At 61.4% G+C, this 15,208-nt stretch carries 13 protein-coding genes; 11 read left to right on the top strand and 2 right to left on the bottom strand.

Going from position 1 to position 15,208, the window contains the following annotated elements:
- Positions 1 to 197: 197 nt before the first annotated feature.
- From rimP to GH983_RS20680, 11 genes are all read left to right on the top strand, one after another.
- A complete protein-coding gene (gene rimP, locus GH983_RS20730) occupies positions 198 to 794 on the top strand; it encodes a ribosome maturation factor RimP (protein WP_153763660.1) in 597 nt (198 codons plus the stop codon).
- A 57-nt stretch (positions 795 to 851) separates the two neighbouring features.
- Positions 852 to 2,465, top strand: a complete 1,614-nt coding sequence (nusA, locus tag GH983_RS20725; protein ID WP_054149388.1) for a transcription termination factor NusA — start codon at positions 852 to 854, stop codon at positions 2,463 to 2,465.
- Positions 2,465 to 3,145 carry an RNA-binding protein gene (locus tag GH983_RS20720; protein WP_069042624.1) on the top strand — a complete coding sequence of 227 codons (681 nt, stop codon included), beginning with the start codon at positions 2,465 to 2,467 and terminating at the stop codon, positions 3,143 to 3,145. Before nusA ends, GH983_RS20720 begins: the two co-directional genes overlap by 1 nt.
- A 101-nt stretch (positions 3,146 to 3,246) precedes the next feature.
- Positions 3,247 to 5,958, top strand: a complete 2,712-nt coding sequence (gene infB / locus GH983_RS20715) for a translation initiation factor IF-2 (RefSeq protein ID WP_054149386.1) — start codon at positions 3,247 to 3,249, stop codon at positions 5,956 to 5,958.
- A 155-nt stretch (positions 5,959 to 6,113) separates the two neighbouring features.
- A complete protein-coding gene (rbfA, locus tag GH983_RS20710) occupies positions 6,114 to 6,518 on the top strand; it encodes a 30S ribosome-binding factor RbfA (protein ID WP_054149385.1) in 405 nt (134 codons plus the stop codon).
- A gap of 12 nt (positions 6,519 to 6,530) precedes the next feature.
- Complete coding sequence (gene truB / locus GH983_RS20705; RefSeq protein ID WP_006725259.1) at positions 6,531 to 7,460, top strand: tRNA pseudouridine(55) synthase TruB; 930 nt, start codon at positions 6,531 to 6,533, stop codon at positions 7,458 to 7,460.
- Between the two features lie 150 nt (positions 7,461 to 7,610).
- Positions 7,611 to 7,880: a 30S ribosomal protein S15 gene (gene rpsO / locus GH983_RS20700; RefSeq protein WP_006725260.1), complete on the top strand. Its 270-nt coding sequence runs from the start codon at positions 7,611 to 7,613 to the stop codon at positions 7,878 to 7,880.
- 316 nt (positions 7,881 to 8,196) lie between these two features.
- Entirely contained in the window at positions 8,197 to 10,341 is a 2,145-nt protein-coding gene (pnp, locus tag GH983_RS20695) for a polyribonucleotide nucleotidyltransferase (protein ID WP_069042625.1), read from the top strand.
- Between the two features lie 76 nt (positions 10,342 to 10,417).
- Positions 10,418 to 11,434, top strand: coding sequence for a class I SAM-dependent methyltransferase (locus tag GH983_RS20690; RefSeq protein ID WP_069042626.1), 1,017 nt, complete (start codon positions 10,418 to 10,420; stop codon positions 11,432 to 11,434).
- Between the two features lie 116 nt (positions 11,435 to 11,550).
- Positions 11,551 to 12,573 (top strand): AraC family transcriptional regulator, encoded by a 1,023-nt coding sequence (locus GH983_RS20685; protein ID WP_069042627.1) that lies wholly within the window; start codon positions 11,551 to 11,553, stop codon positions 12,571 to 12,573.
- Between the two features lie 283 nt (positions 12,574 to 12,856).
- On the top strand, positions 12,857 to 13,045 hold the full coding sequence (locus tag GH983_RS20680) for a LuxR C-terminal-related transcriptional regulator (RefSeq protein ID WP_236759254.1): 189 nt from the start codon (positions 12,857 to 12,859) through the stop codon (positions 13,043 to 13,045).
- An 87-nt stretch (positions 13,046 to 13,132) separates the two neighbouring features.
- On the opposite strand, the gene fabB is transcribed toward GH983_RS20680, so the two are convergent.
- Together fabB and fabA are read right to left on the bottom strand one after the other, a co-directional pair.
- On the bottom strand, positions 13,133 to 14,356 hold the full coding sequence (gene fabB, locus GH983_RS20675) for a beta-ketoacyl-ACP synthase I (protein ID WP_054149381.1): 1,224 nt from the start codon (positions 14,354 to 14,356) through the stop codon (positions 13,133 to 13,135).
- Between the two features lie 44 nt (positions 14,357 to 14,400).
- Complete coding sequence (gene fabA, locus GH983_RS20670) at positions 14,401 to 14,916, bottom strand: 3-hydroxyacyl-[acyl-carrier-protein] dehydratase FabA (RefSeq protein ID WP_054149380.1); 516 nt, start codon at positions 14,914 to 14,916, stop codon at positions 14,401 to 14,403.
- Between the last annotated feature and the right edge of the window lie 292 nt (positions 14,917 to 15,208).

Genomic DNA, 15,208 nt, shown 5'->3' with positions numbered 1-15,208 from the left:
CGGGTCAAACCTTGCCTTGCGCAACGCATGGATGGCAAGTTTGTTTTCACGCTTCGGCTAAAAGCTTGCAAAAGCCGGGGCGGTCGGCTATATGAGCTTCAAATTCTTGATCGACAGATGAAGGGTGGGCCCGAAAGGACCCGCTCTTTTTTATTGGCGATCACAGCCAATCGGGAGTAAAACGATTGTCCGAAGATATGCCGAAGCCGGAACTCGGCGAAGCACGGATCATCATCGAGACGGGCCTTGACCGTCGTATCGCAGAGATTATCGAGCCCGTGCTCGTCGCGATGGATTTCAAGCTGGTTCGCGTGCGTATGATGAACCAGAACGGAATGACACTGCAGATCATGGCAGAACGCACCGACGGCACGATGACCGTCGAAGATTGCGAAGCCGTATCGATGGCAGTTTCCCCGGTTCTCGACGTCGAGGATCCGGTCGACAAGGCGTATCATCTGGAAGTGTCGTCGCCGGGCATCGACCGCCCGATGGTTCGCAAGTCGGATTTCAGCCGCTGGCAGGGCCATATCGTGAAGTGCGAGACGTCGATCCTGGTCGACAACCGCAAGCGCTTCCGCGGCAAGATTACCGACGTGAACCAGGACGGCTTTACCCTGGAACGCGATCAGGTGGCCTATGGCGAAGAGCCGAAGGTGGCTATCCCCTTCAACACACTCGCTGAAGCCAAACTCATTCTGACGGACGATCTGATCCGTGATGCGCTGCGTGCCGACAAGCTCGCCAAGGCGCAGGCCGCGAACCAGAACGACGAAGACGACAGCGAAGAATAACGTTTTGACCTATAGCCCGAGGCCGATGCCCGGGCGTGAAGACGGAGACCTAAGACAATGGCAGTCAGTGCTAACAGGCTTGAGCTCTTGCAGATCGCAGATGCCGTCGCCCGTGAAAAGGTGATCGACCGCGAAATCGTGCTCGCCGCCATGGCCGACGCGATTCAGAAGGCTGCCCGGTCGCGCTACGGCAGCGAAACCAACATCCGTGCCGACATCAACTCCAAGACCGGCGAGATCCGTCTGCAGCGCCTTCTGGAAGTGGTCGAGAAGGTCGAGGACTACGCAACCCAGATCGCACTTGAGCTGGCCCGTGACCGCAATGTCGACGCCAAGCTCGGCGACTTCATCGCCGATCCGCTGCCGCCAATGGACTTCGGCCGTATTGCCGCCCAGTCGGCCAAGCAGGTCATCGTGCAGAAGGTTCGCGAAGCCGAGCGTGACCGCCAGTTCGACGAGTTCAAGGATCGCGTTGGCGAAATCGTCAACGGCACCGTCAAGCGCGTCGAATACGGCAACGTAATCGTCGATCTCGGCCGTGGTGAAGGCATTATCCGTCGTGACGAGATGATCCCGCGCGAAGCCTTCCGCTACGGCGACCGCGTCCGCGCCTATGTTTACGATGTTCGCCGCGAGCAGCGTGGCCCGCAGATCTTCCTGTCGCGTACCCATCCGCAGTTCATGGTGAAGCTCTTCACCATGGAAGTTCCTGAGATCTACGACGGCATCATCCAGATCAAGTCGGTTGCCCGTGACCCGGGTTCGCGCGCCAAGATCGCCGTGATTTCGAACGATAGCTCGATCGATCCGGTCGGCGCCTGCGTCGGTATGCGCGGTTCCCGCGTTCAGGCCGTCGTCGGCGAACTGCAGGGTGAAAAGATCGACATCATCCCGTGGAGCCAGGATCCGGCCTCCTTCATCGTCAACGCCCTGCAGCCGGCTGAAGTCGCCAAGGTCGTTCTCGACGAAGATGCAGAGCGCATCGAAGTCGTCGTTCCGGACGAGCAGCTGTCGTTGGCCATCGGCCGTCGCGGTCAGAACGTTCGCCTTGCATCGCAGCTGACCGGCTGGGACATCGACATCATGACGGAAGCGGAAGAATCCGAGCGTCGTCAGAAGGAATTCAACGAGCGTACGAACCTGTTCATGGATGCGCTCGACGTTGATGAAATGGTCGGCCAGGTTCTGGCGTCGGAAGGTTTTGCTGCGGTTGAAGAAGTTGCCTATGTCGAGCTCGACGAAATTGCGTCGATCGATGGCTTCGACGAAGACACCGCGCAGGAAATTCAGACCCGCGCCCGTGAGTACCTCGAGAAGATCGAGGCAGAGATGGATGCGAAGCGCCGCGAACTCGGCGTTGCGGACGAACTGCGCCAGATCGACGGCATGACCTCGCAGATGATGGTCGCGCTCGGCGAAGACGGCATCAAGACGGTCGAGGACTTCGCCGGCTGCGCTGCCGACGACCTGGTCGGCTGGAGCGAACGCAAGGACGGCGAGACCAAGAAGTTCGAGGGCCTGTTCTCGAAATTCGACATCTCGCGCGCCGAAGCTGAAGCCATGATCGTGCAGGCCCGCCTCGCAGCCGGCTGGATCACCGAGGAAGACCTCGCGGCCGAAGTCGAAGCTGAAGGCGTACTCGAAGGCGAAGAAGCCGAGCAGGCAACGTGATGGGCGCGCAGACGCCCGACGCGACAGAGGCCGAAGACGACTTCGACCTCTCCGACGTGAACGGACGCATGTGCATCGTCACCCGCGAAAGCGGATCGCCCGAGACGCTTCTGCGTTTCGTGGCGGCACCCGACGGGACCGTGGTCCCTGATCTGAAGCGGGCGCTTCCGGGCCGGGGCTGCTGGGTCAGCCCCAGCCGCGAGGCCGTCGACAAGGCCGTGGCGAAGAAGCTCTTCGCCCGGGCACTGAAACGGGATGTGAAGGCGGATCCGGAACTCGGGTCCGTGGTCGAGCGGCTTCTGGTCACGCAGCTGATCGGGATGATGAATATGGCCCGCAAAGCCGGCCAGTTCATCACCGGGGCGGCGAAGGTCGAGGCGGCGGTGCGCAGCGGAGAAGCCATCGCGGTCTTCCATTCGCAGGATGCCGCGCCAGATGGCGTGAGAAAGATCGACCAGGCCCGAAAGGCCTGGCACCTCGGAACAGGGGCAGAGGCGGAAGTTCCCGCCTTTCACCTGCTCACCGGGGCGGAATTGGACGAGCAGATGGGCCAGAATGCGTTTATCCATGCTTGCGTGCTTGCAGGGCAGGCAGGTGAAGGTGTAGTGAAGCGCGCAACTCTGCTCGAAACCTACCGCGGCACGCCGCGGGTATCGGGCGCTGGCCCGAAATCACAATGACGCGGTCACCGGCACAGGTCGGCCTCCGTGGTTTAGGACAGTATGTGAACGGCGAGGCCTGATGCTCGGCATCCGGCCCCGCTCGAAGGAACGGGAACGGAATGACCGACAACAAAGACGACAAGACTATCGGCGTGAAGAAGACTCTCACCCTGAAACCATCGGGGATGAGCCAGGGTACCGTGCGCCAGGACATGGGGCGCGGCCGTACGAAGTCGGTCGTCGTCGAAACGGTGAAGCGCCGGACGACCAGGCCGCTCGACGAAAAGCCACCGATTACGCCGATCACCCCTGTTCGTGCGGAACCGGCCGCGGCAGCTCCGACGCCGGCGCCGACACAGGCACCTTCGCCGGTTGCGGCACCCGTTGCAGCTGCGCGCCCGGCACCGGCACCGGCACAGCAGCATCGCCCGCAGCAGCCGCAGCGCCCCCAACAGCCGCAACGCCAGCAGCCCTCGCAGCCGCAGCGCCAACCGGAACGTCCGCGTGGTGCCGTTCTGCACGACCTGTCGGCCGGCGAGATGGAAGCGCGTCGCCGCGCCCTTGCCGAAGCCCAGATTCGTGAAGTTGAGGAAGCCAAGCAGCGCGTGATCGACGAAGCTCGCCGCAAGGCCGAAGCCGAGGAAGCCGCACGCCTGGCCGCCGAAGAGGCAGCACGCCGCGCCGCCGAGCCGCAGCCCGAGACACAGCCGGAAGCTGAAGTTGCCGCTGAGCCCGCTGTGGCGCCGGTGGCTGACGCGCCCGTCGTCGTGAACCGTACGGCCATTCCGGCACCCGGCGCACCTGGGTTCGTGCGTGGACGCAAGACCAATGACGAAGACGAGGGCCGCGCATCCCCGCGGACGATCCCCGGTCGGGGCAAGGTCGCCATGCCCGTGGCCCCCAAGGTCCCTGCCCGTCCGAAGGTCGAAGAGGACCGTCGTCGTGGCAAGCTGACCGTCACCACGGCCAATGTCGAGGATGACGGCACCGCCCGTGGCCGCTCGCTCTCTGCCATGCGCCGCCGTCAGGAGAAGTTCCGCCGCAGCCAGATGCAGGAGACCCGTGAAAAGGTCATGCGCGAGGTTATTCTGCCTGAGACCATCACCATTCAGGAACTGTCGCAGCGCATGTCCGAGCGCGCCGTCGACGTCATCAAGTACCTGATGAAGGAAGGTCAGATGATGAAGCCGGGCGACATCATCGATGCCGACCTTGCAGAACTCATCGCCACCGAATTCGGTCATACCGTGAAGCGCGTATCGGAATCCGACGTTGAAGAAGGCATCTTCAACGTCAAGGACGACGAAGGCGAGCTGGTATCTCGTCCGCCCGTGGTCACGATCATGGGTCACGTCGATCACGGCAAGACCTCGCTGCTCGACGCGATCCGCAAGACCTCGGTCGTATCGGGCGAAGCCGGTGGCATTACCCAGCATATCGGTGCTTACCAGGTCGAGCAGAACGGCCAGAAGATCACCTTCATCGACACCCCCGGCCACGCAGCGTTTACCGCAATGCGTGCCCGTGGCGCCCAGGCGACCGACATTGCGATCCTCGTGGTTGCAGCAGACGATAGCGTGATGCCGCAGACGATCGAATCCATCAGCCATGCGAAGGCTGCCGGCGTTCCGATCATCGTAGCGATCAACAAGATCGACAAGCATGAGGCTAACCCGGACAAGGTTCGCCAGCAGCTTCTGCAGCATGAAGTCTTCGTTGAATCGATGGGCGGTGAAGTGCTCGACGTCGAAGTCTCGGCGAAGAACAAGCTCAACCTCGACAAGCTGCTCGAAGCCGTGCTTCTGCAGGCCGAAATCCTCGACCTGAAGGCCGACCCGACGCGGACTGCCGAAGGTACCGTTATCGAAGCACAACTCGACCGCGGCCGTGGTGCCGTTGCGACGGTTCTCGTCCAGAAGGGCACCTTGAAGCCCGGCCAGATCATCGTTGCCGGCGACCAGTGGGGCCGCGTTCGCGCCCTCGTCAACGACAAGGGTGAGCACGTCAAGGAAGCGGGTCCTGCCATGCCGGTCGAGATCCTCGGCCTGTCGGGCACGCCTGCTGCCGGTGACAAGTTTGCCGTCGTCGAAAACGAGAGCCGCGCTCGCGAGATCTCCGAGTATCGTCAGCGTCTCGCCCGCGACAAGGCTGTCGCCCGCCAGTCGGGTCAGCGCGGTTCGCTGGAACAGATGATGAGCCAGCTGCAGAACACCGGCTTCAAGGAGTTCCCGCTGGTCATCAAGGGCGATGTTCAGGGCTCTGTGGAAGCGATCGTCGCGGCACTCGACAAGCTTGGCACCGACGAAGTGCGTGCCCGTATCGTCCATTCGGGCGCCGGCGCCATCACGGAATCGGATATCTCGCTCGCCGAGGCATCCAATGCCGCGATCATCGGCTTCAACGTCCGTGCGAACGCCCAGGCTCGTACCGCTTCCGAGCGTGCCGGCATCGAGATCCGCTACTACAACATCATCTACGATCTGGTGGATGACGTGAAGGCAGCGATGTCGGGCCTGCTCTCTCCGGAGCGTCGCGAAACCTTCCTCGGCAATGCCGAGATCCTGGAGGTGTTCAACATCACCAAGACCGGCAAGGTCGCAGGTTGCCGTGTTATCGAGGGCAAGGTCGAACGTGGTGCGGGCGTTCGCCTGCTGCGCGACAATGTCGTCATCCACGAAGGCAAGCTCAAGACGCTCAAGCGCTTCAAGGACGAAGTGTCCGACGTGCCGATGGGTCAGGAATGCGGTATGGCCTTCGAGAACTACGAAGACATCCGCGCCGGCGACACGATCGAGTGCTTCCGCGTCGAACACATCACGCGTACGCTCTGATCTCAGGCGTTTCGAACAACGATCCTTTCGGGCGCCGGATATTCCGGCGCTCGCTGTTTATGGGATCGTGACATCCGGCATTGGCCGGATGAACCACAATTACGGCATGACGCAGCAGGCAAGCGCCCCCGATGTCATGCGAAAGGCTTTGAACCATGACAAAACCAACCTCTTCGGCACCTTCGCAGCGCATGCTGCGCGTCGGCGAGCAGGTGCGTGCCGCCATCACCCAGGTCCTGCAGCGCGGCGAAGTCCGCGACGAGGTGATCGAAAAAACCGTCATCTCCATCTCCGAAGTCCGCATGTCGCCGGACCTCAAGATGGCCACCGCTTATGTCACGCCGCTCGGCGTCAAGGACCATGATACGGTCATTGCGGCCCTCAACAAGCACGCCAAATACATTCGCGGCCGGCTGGGCAACCAGCTCCGGCAGCTGAAATACATGCCGGAAGTCCGTTTCCGCGACGACACCAGCTTCGACAACTATCAGAAGATCGATGCGCTGCTGCGTTCGCCGGAGGTCCAGCGCGACCTCGGCTCCGACGAAGATCAAGACTGAGAAAAGACCTAGATGTCCAAACCCCGCAAGCCCAAGGGCCGCCCGATTTCGGGCTGGCTCATTCTCGACAAGCCGGTGGATTTCGGCTCGACCGAGGCCGTCGGCAAGATCAAGTGGCTGTTCAACGCCCAGAAGGCCGGTCATGCCGGCACGCTCGATCCGCTCGCATCAGGCATGCTGCCGATTGCACTCGGCGATGCGACGAAGACTGTCCCTTACGTCATGGACGGCCGCAAGATCTACGAATTCACGGTGACCTGGGGCGAGGAGCGCTCGACGGACGATCTCGAGGGCGAGGTGACGCAGAGCTCCGACAAGCGCCCTGCAAAGAGCGACATCGAGGCGTTGCTGCCCAACTACACCGGCACCATCAGCCAGATCCCGCCGCAGTTCTCGGCGATCAAGATTGCCGGCGAGCGGGCCTATGATCTCGCCCGCGATGGCGAGACAGTCGAGATCCCCTCTCGCGAGGTCGAGGTTCACCGCCTGACGCTGCTGAACTGCGAAGGCGACAAGGCACATTTCGAGGTTGAATGCGGCAAAGGCACTTACGTGCGCTCGCTGGCCCGCGACTTTGGTCGCGATCTCGGCTGCTACGGCCATATCTCCTCGCTCCGCCGCACCTTCGTGGCCCCGTTTGCCGAGGAGATGATGGTGCCGCTCGCGGAGCTCGTGGCGCTCGAAGCCATCGAGGACCGGGATGAGCGGCTGGCCGCTCTCGATGCATTCCTCGGCGATACGGCAGAAGCGCTTTCCGCCCTGCCGCAGCTCAGGATCACCGATGACCAGGCGCATCGGCTGCGCATGGGCAACCCGATCATCCTGCGCGGCCGCGATGCACCCGTTGCAGAGCCTGAGGCCGTGGCGCTTGCCGGCGGCAAGTTGATCGCCATCGGCGAGATCGCGGGCGGCGAGTTTCACCCGCGGCGCGTCTTCGCCTGACGCCTTCCCGCCGCCTGCTCTTTCCTTTCTTGAGGGAATGGAGTATAGGCGGCGGCAGCTGGCCCTTCGGGTGCCTGCATTCACGGCCAATGCTGGACGACATCCCGGCGTTTGGCGACCTGTTTCTCCTTATTCTAGAAAGGATTCACGATGTCGATCACTGCAGAGCGCAAGGCCGCCCTCATCAAGGAATACGCAATCAAGGAAGGCGACACCGGTTCTCCGGAAGTTCAGGTCGCAATCCTGACCGAGCGTATCACCAACCTGACGGAACACTTCAAGGGTCACAAGAAGGACAACCACTCGCGTCGTGGCCTTCTGACCATGGTTTCGACCCGCCGTTCGCTTCTCGACTATGTCAAGAAGCAGGATGAGGCTCGCTACACGACCCTGATCACGCGCCTCGGCATCCGCCGCTAACGACTTCCCGGCGGACCTTCTTCACGAAGGTCCGCCGGTTGCCTTTCCGGGTCAGGCTACAAGACCCGCGACTGGTTCCGCGCGAAGACCGCCCGGAACGAACGACAGGCCGGATGGGCCGGATCTGTCGACGACAACCGATGACCTGTCATGGGGCAGGATTGTTGGATGCTTCCGCACCCTGTCGGGTGCTCGAACCGGCCAATGCCGAAACCGAAGCCTCCCACTGTCTTGCCCGTGATTGCGTCAGCACATTGCAGACCAACCGCCCCCTGCCCATTCGGCAGGACGAAGGTCCGCATATGAAGGACAAGATATGTTTGATGTTCACAGCGTTGAGATCGAGTGGGCAGGCCGCCCGCTGAAGCTCGAGACCGGCAAGATCGCCCGCCAGGCTGACGGTGCCGTTCTCGCCACTTATGGCGAAACCGTCGTTCTCGCCACCGTCGTTTCGGCCAAGTCGCCGAAGCCGGGCCAGGATTTCTTCCCGCTCACCGTCAATTACCAGGAAAAGACCTACGCCGCCGGCAAGATCCCGGGTGGCTACTTCAAGCGCGAAGGTCGTCCGTCGGAAAAGGAAACGCTGGTTTCCCGTCTGATCGACCGTCCGATCCGCCCCCTCTTCCCGGAAGGCTACAAGAACGACACCCAGGTCGTCGTCACCGTCGTCCAGCATGACCTCGAAAACGATCCGGACGTATTGTCGATGGTTGCCGCTTCGGCAGCGCTGACGCTCTCCGGCGTGCCCTTCATGGGCCCGGTCGGCGGCGCTCGCGTCGGCTACATCAACGGCGAATATGTTCTGAACCCGCATCTCGACGAGATGGACGAGTCGGTTCTGGATCTGGTCGTCGCCGGCACCCAGGACGCCGTCCTGATGGTCGAGTCGGAAGCCAAGGAACTCAACGAAGACATCATGCTCGGCGCCGTCATGTTCGGCCACAAGGGCTTCCAGCCGGTCATCGACGCGATCATCAAGCTCGCTGAAGTGGCTGCCAAGGAGCCGCGCGAGTTCGAACCGGAAGATCATTCCGCTCTCGAAGCCGAAATGCTCTCGATCGCCGAGACCGAACTGCGCGCAGCCTACAAGATCACCCAGAAGGCTGATCGCTACACCGCCGTCGACGCCGTCAAGGCCAAGGTGAAGGCACATTTCTTCCCGGAAGGTGCAGAACCGAAGTATTCGAACGAAGTCATCGGTGCCGTCTTCAAGCACCTGCAGGCGAAGATCGTTCGCTGGAACATCCTCGACACGAAGAGCCGCATCGACGGTCGTGACCTGTCGACCGTTCGTGCGATCGTGTCGGAAGTCGGTATCCTGCCGCGCACGCATGGTTCGGCCCTCTTCACCCGCGGCGAGACGCAGGCAATCGTTGTTGCCACGCTCGGTACCGGCGAAGACGAACAGTATGTCGACAGCCTGACCGGCATGTACAAGGAACGCTTCCTTCTGCATTACAACTTCCCGCCCTACTCCGTCGGTGAAACCGGCCGCATGGGTTCGCCGGGTCGTCGCGAAATCGGTCACGGCAAGCTCGCATGGCGCGCTATCCGTCCGATGCTGCCGTCGGCTGAGCAGTTCCCCTACACGCTGCGCGTCGTCTCCGAGATCACCGAGTCGAACGGCTCGTCCTCGATGGCAACCGTCTGCGGCACCTCGCTCGCACTGATGGACGCTGGCGTTCCGCTGGCCAAGCCGGTTGCCGGTATCGCCATGGGTCTGATCCTCGAAGGCGAGCGCTTTGCGGTTCTCTCCGACATCCTGGGTGACGAAGACCATCTCGGCGACATGGACTTCAAGGTTGCGGGTACTGCCGACGGCATCACCTCGCTGCAGATGGACATCAAGATCGCCGGCATCACCGAAGAGATCATGAAGGTTGCACTCGGCCAGGCTCAGGGTGGCCGCAAGCACATCCTGAACGAAATGGCGAACGCCCTTTCGGAAAGCCGCGGCCAACTCGGCGAATTCGCACCGCGCATCGAAGTGATGAACATCCCGGTCGACAAGATCCGTGAAGTCATCGGCTCGGGCGGCAAGGTCATCCGCGAAATCGTCGAAAAGACCGGCGCCAAGATCAACATCGAAGACGACGGCACCGTGAAGATCGCCTCCGCCTCCGGCAAGGAGATCGAAGCGGCCCGCAAGTGGATCCATTCGATCGTGGCCGAGCCAGAAGTTGGCGTGATCTACGAAGGTACCGTTGTGAAGACCGCCGACTTCGGCGCATTCGTCAACTTCTTCGGTTCGCGTGACGGCCTCGTTCACATCTCGCAGCTGGCTTCCGAGCGCGTGGCCAAGACCTCCGACGTCGTCAAGGAAGGCGACAAGGTCTGGGTCAAGCTCATGGGCTTCGACGAGCGCGGCAAGGTCCGCCTGTCGATGAAGGTCGTCGATCAGGCAACCGGCCAGGAAATCGCTGCCGAGAAGAAGAAGGAAGACGGCGAAGCAGCTGAGTAAGCTGACGTCGTTCCCGATCCGAGGCGCGGGAGAATTTCCCGCGCCTTTTTTCTTCGCCGAGAAAGAAGACCGAGCCATGAGCCGCGAAACGCTGAAGACCCTGTTCCACCCCTTCGTCACCGAAACCGTCGCCCTTCCCGAAGCTGGAAGTCGCTACCTGTTTCTCGGCGCTGAAGCGGGATTTGCCAAGCCCGAGGGCTTTGCCGCCGAACTGACCGTGGTTCAGGATTTCCGCCCGGAATTCCGGCGCCTCGAAGCCAGCCACCTCCAGCCCGTCCCGATCGTCGATGGCGAGGGCTACGACGGTGCCCTCATCCTCTGCGGCAAGCACAAGGGCGTCAACGAGGACCGCGTTGCCGAAGCGCTGCGGCGGGTGAAAGCCGGCGGGATGATCCTGGTTGCAGGCGCCAAGGAAGACGGCATTCTGCCGCTGCGCAAGCAGCTGGACCGGCTCGGCCTTTCGCCGGAATCCATGCCGAAATACCACGGCGTCGTCGTCTGGTTCAGCACGCCCGAGGATTCCTCGGCAATCGTTTCGACGCTTTCCGCCAAGCCGGTCACGGTCGACGGACGTTTCGAGACGCGCTCCGGTCTCTTCTCACATGCCCATGCCGACGAAGGCTCCGAACTGCTCGCGAGCCGCCTGCCGACGGCCTTCGACGGCAATGCGGCCGATTTCGGCGCTGGCTGGGGATATCTCTCGGTCATGCTGGCTGACGCTTCGCCCCGTACCAATCGCATCGATCTTTTCGAAGCGAGCCACGAGGCACTCGAGCATGCCAAGCGCAATCTGGCGCGCAACTGCCCTGATCTGACGACACGGTTTTTCTGGCAGGATCTCGGCAACGAGCCGCCGAAGGAAAAATACGACCTCGTCATCATGAACCCGCCCTTCCATGAGGGTCATGCCGCCGAGCCGTCTATCGGCGCTGCGATGATAAAAGCTGCAGCGGATTCGCTGCGCGGCGGCGGCGATCTTCTGATGGTGGCGAACCGGGGCCTGCCCTATGAGCCTGTCCTGGCTCAGCATTTCAAGCAGCATGGCGAAGTCTGCCGAAATGCTCGCTTTAAGGTCCTCTGGGCAAAGCGCTGATGCCAAAGCGATCGTGATCGGGAGCGGGCGGCCTTAGACTACGCGCCCCTCGACTCCGGATCGCACCTACCTTAGCATCTGGCGCCATAAGCTTCACTTCTGGCGCCAGCGGTCTCATGCCTTCTCGGAATCTCACCGATGAATTGACCACCGTGGCCGGCCTCGCCTCAGCGGTGGTCGAGCATGCCCAGTCCTATGGCATCGACATAAAGCCCATTTGCAAGGCGCTGGAGATCGATCCGGAGATTTTCCAGAGCCTCACTGCGCGCATCAGCCTCGACCGCCTGTGCAGGCTCCTGGAGACCTGCGCGCTCCTGTCCGACGATGAGGCATTCGCGCTTACAAGCATCACGCGATATGAGGCAGGCTCGACCGGTCCGTTCGGATATGGATTGATGGCCGCGCCGACAGGGCTGGATTTCGTCCAGTTTCTCGACGACCACATCCAGTATGCCACCCAGACCAGCTATTCCAAGCTTACGCTTGGCGACCGAGGCGCGTATATCGCCTGGACCTTCGCTCCCATCATCGTAAAACGCGACCAGTATGTCGATATGTCGGTCGGGCTGGTGATGCAACGAGCCCAGGCGTTTGCCACCAGCGACAGTATCGAGGTACAACTGGAAAGACCGGCTCCCCGCAATCACAAGCCCTTTCGACAATTGCTGTCGCGACGCGTCAGTTTCGGGGCGCGCGTGAACTGCGTGCATTTCCCGCCAAGCTTCCTTCAAGCCCAGAATCCCACGGGCGACCGCAGGCTTTTTGAACTGATGGATCTGCAGTGTCGGAGCCTGAGGCCACCGACGCCGGAGAAAAGCGCCGACTTCCTCGACCAGGTCCGTCGCTACCTGCTGCTGCACGTGTCGGATGACGATTATCCGCTCGCCGAGATCGCACCCTATTTCGGCTTGTCGGAGAGAACGTTCCAGCGCCGTCTGGCGGGTCACGGGACGAGCCTCAACGAGCTGCGGGATCAGATCCGCAAGGAAGTCAGCTTCAATCTGCTGACCGAAAGTGAACTGCCGATTTCGGAAATCTGCTACCGGCTCGGCTATTCCGCGCCGAGCGCTTTCACGCGCTCGGTCACGCGATGGTTCGGCACCACACCAACGGAAGTGCGGGAGCGGAAGTCGGCATGAGAGCTTCAGAAACTTGACAAGTGCAGAGTGATCCGGCGTAATCAGGCTATCAAAGCGCTTGGAGCGCTGAATTTCTCTTCTTTTAGCGTGTTCGGATAAGCGGTTGGCGTGCGATGTCAACGACGCAGGTCCGGCAGAATGCTATGAGCGCCGCCTGACGACCTGATGGATATCAAGTCGACCTTTCTCCAGTGCGGCAACAAAAATCATGAAAACCGATACCAAACGGGCAATCGGAAGATCGCCTGCTATTTCGATCCTTTCGGATCGGGAAATCCTCTGCTTGCAGCTCGTTGCCGAAGGCATGCGGTCGGACGAGGCGGCGAATGCGCTCGTGCTGTCACGGGAAGAGGTGAACCAGGCTCTGGTCAGCGCTCAAGATAAGCTTGAAGCGAGCAATCTGATGCATGCGGTGAGCCTCGCCATGCTGATCGGCGTCATTGACCATACCGATCCTCATCAACCGAAGTAAGCCGTACTCCCACGGCTGGCGGACCACTTCGGATGAACGCCTGGCGCGGCAACGCGCCAGGCTTTTTTTATTCTGACGTCTCGACGATCAGCCTTGATGGCGCTGGAAGACCAGCGTCGCGTTGGTACCGCCGAAGCCGAAGGAATTCGACAGCACGGTATCGATCTTTGCGTTGTCGATGCGCTTGCGAACAACCGGCACACCTTCGAACTCGGGATCGAGTTCGGTGATGTGCGCGCTTTCGCCGATGAAGCCGGCCTGCATCATCAGGAGACCATAGATCGATTCCTGCACGCCGGCAGCACCGAGTGAGTGACCGGTTAGCGACTTGGTCGACTGGATATGCGGGATCTTGTCGCCGAAGACTTCGCGGATTGCGCCGATTTCCTTGCTATCACCCACCGGCGTCGAAGTGCCATGGGTGTTGATGTAATCGACATCGCCCTTCACAGTCGACAGGGCCTGGCGCATGCAGCGGATCGCGCCTTCGCCCGAGGGAGCGACCATGTCGTAGCCGTCGGAGGTGGCACCATAGCCGACGACCTCGGCATAGATCTTGGCGCCGCGGGCCTTGGCATGCTCGAGCTCTTCGAGGACCAGAACGCCAGCGCCGCCGGCGATGACGAAGCCGTCACGCGAGACGTCATAGGCGCGCGAGGCGGTCGAAGGTGTGTCGTTGTACTTCGACGACATGGCGCCCATAGCATCGAACAGGCTGGACATCGTCCAGTCGAGATCTTCGTGGCCGCCAGCAAAGACCATGTCCTGCTTGCCCCACTGGATCATCTCATAGGCGTTGCCGATGCAGTGCGCCGAGGTCGAGCAGGCGGACGAGATCGAGTAGTTGACGCCGTGCAGCTTGAACCAGGTGGCAAGCGTTGCGGATGCCGTCGACGACATCGCCTTCGGAACGGCAAAGGGGCCGATGCGTTTCGGGCTGTTGTTCTGGCGGACGATATCGGCAGCTTCGACGATCTGCTTGGTCGACGGACCACCGGAGCCCATGATGATGCCGACGCGCTCATTCTGCTGATAATCGGCCTCTTCGAGACCGGCATCGGCGATGGCCTGCTTCATGGCCACATGGTTCCAGGCACCGCCCTGGGACAGGAAACGCATGGCACGACGGTCAACCAGATCGGTCGGGTCCAAACCGGGCTTGCCCCAGACCTGGCACTTGAAGCCGTGTTCGGCGAAATCGGGAGAAAAGGTGATGCCCGACTTGGCGTCGCGCAGCGATGCTGTGACTTCGGCGGCATCGGCACCGATGGAGGACACGATGCCAAGACCTGTTACTACAACCCGTCTCATCTCTCAGACCTTCTTTATAAACTTCAGGTGCGGACCGGGCCGGTTCAGGCCGCCTTGTCCTTCGACAGACCGACGCGCAGGTCGGATGCCTGGTAGATAGTTTCGCCATCGGCCTTTAACCAGCCATCGGCCGTGCCGAGCACCAGGCGACCGCGCATGACGCGCTTGAAGTCGATGCCGTATTCGAGAAGTTTCGTCTCGGGGCGCACCATGCCCTTGAACTTCACTTCGCCCGTTGACAGCGCCATGCCGCGGCCGGGTTCTCCCAGCCAGCCGAGGAAGAAGCCGGTCAGCTGCCACATGCCGTCGAGGCCAAGGCAGCCCGGCATGATGGGGTTGCCCTGGAAATGGCAGGGGAAATACCAATCATCGGGACGGACATCGTATTCGGCACGAATATAGCCCTTGTCGAAGGCACCGCCGGTTTCGGAAATGTCTGTGATCCGGTGCACCATCAGCATGGGCGGCAGGGGGAGCTGCGCGTTGCCCTCGCCGAAGAGTTCACCGCGGCCGCAGGCGAGGATTTCGTCGTAGTTATAGCTGGACTGTCTCGTAACCATTGTTCTTCTTCTTCCCCCCTCTGCTTCAGATATCCGGGACCCATTAGAGCAAGACGGTGGCAAATTGAAGCCCCGCAGCCGCTCCGCCGGTTTCCTAGAGGCCTTACCGGCCTCATCCTCATATCATCGTCGCATACAGTAAGGAAAAGGGCATCACCAGACCCGAAACATCAAAAACCGCCCGACAGCAGGCGTCACAAGGCTTCTCGTTACCGTATCTATTGAAAGAGCCTGATTTTGCAGCTATATCCACACGTGTGGAAGCTCATGCATGCCACGCAACGACTGGAGT

This window comes from Agrobacterium sp. MA01 (assembly GCF_009650195.1).
Classification (GTDB): domain Bacteria; phylum Pseudomonadota; class Alphaproteobacteria; order Rhizobiales; family Rhizobiaceae; genus Allorhizobium.
Note: the sequence above shows the minus strand (reverse complement) of the source record. Positions and strands in the feature narration are given on the sequence as shown.

Coding starts and splice junctions, on each gene's coding strand:
- fabB (WP_054149381.1), bottom strand. CDS start 14,356: ATGAGACGGGTTGTAGTAACAGGTCTTGGCATCGTGTCCTCCATCGGT.
- truB (WP_006725259.1), top strand. CDS start 6,531: ATGTCCAAACCCCGCAAGCCCAAGGGCCGCCCGATTTCGGGCTGGCTC.
- GH983_RS20720 (WP_069042624.1), top strand. CDS start 2,465: ATGGGCGCGCAGACGCCCGACGCGACAGAGGCCGAAGACGACTTCGAC.
- pnp (WP_069042625.1), top strand. CDS start 8,197: ATGTTTGATGTTCACAGCGTTGAGATCGAGTGGGCAGGCCGCCCGCTG.
- rimP (WP_153763660.1), top strand. CDS start 198: ATGCCGAAGCCGGAACTCGGCGAAGCACGGATCATCATCGAGACGGGC.
- rbfA (WP_054149385.1), top strand. CDS start 6,114: ATGACAAAACCAACCTCTTCGGCACCTTCGCAGCGCATGCTGCGCGTC.
- fabA (WP_054149380.1), bottom strand. CDS start 14,916: ATGGTTACGAGACAGTCCAGCTATAACTACGACGAAATCCTCGCCTGC.
- nusA (WP_054149388.1), top strand. CDS start 852: ATGGCAGTCAGTGCTAACAGGCTTGAGCTCTTGCAGATCGCAGATGCC.
- infB (WP_054149386.1), top strand. CDS start 3,247: ATGACCGACAACAAAGACGACAAGACTATCGGCGTGAAGAAGACTCTC.
- rpsO (WP_006725260.1), top strand. CDS start 7,611: ATGTCGATCACTGCAGAGCGCAAGGCCGCCCTCATCAAGGAATACGCA.
- GH983_RS20685 (WP_069042627.1), top strand. CDS start 11,551: ATGCCTTCTCGGAATCTCACCGATGAATTGACCACCGTGGCCGGCCTC.
- GH983_RS20690 (WP_069042626.1), top strand. CDS start 10,418: ATGAGCCGCGAAACGCTGAAGACCCTGTTCCACCCCTTCGTCACCGAA.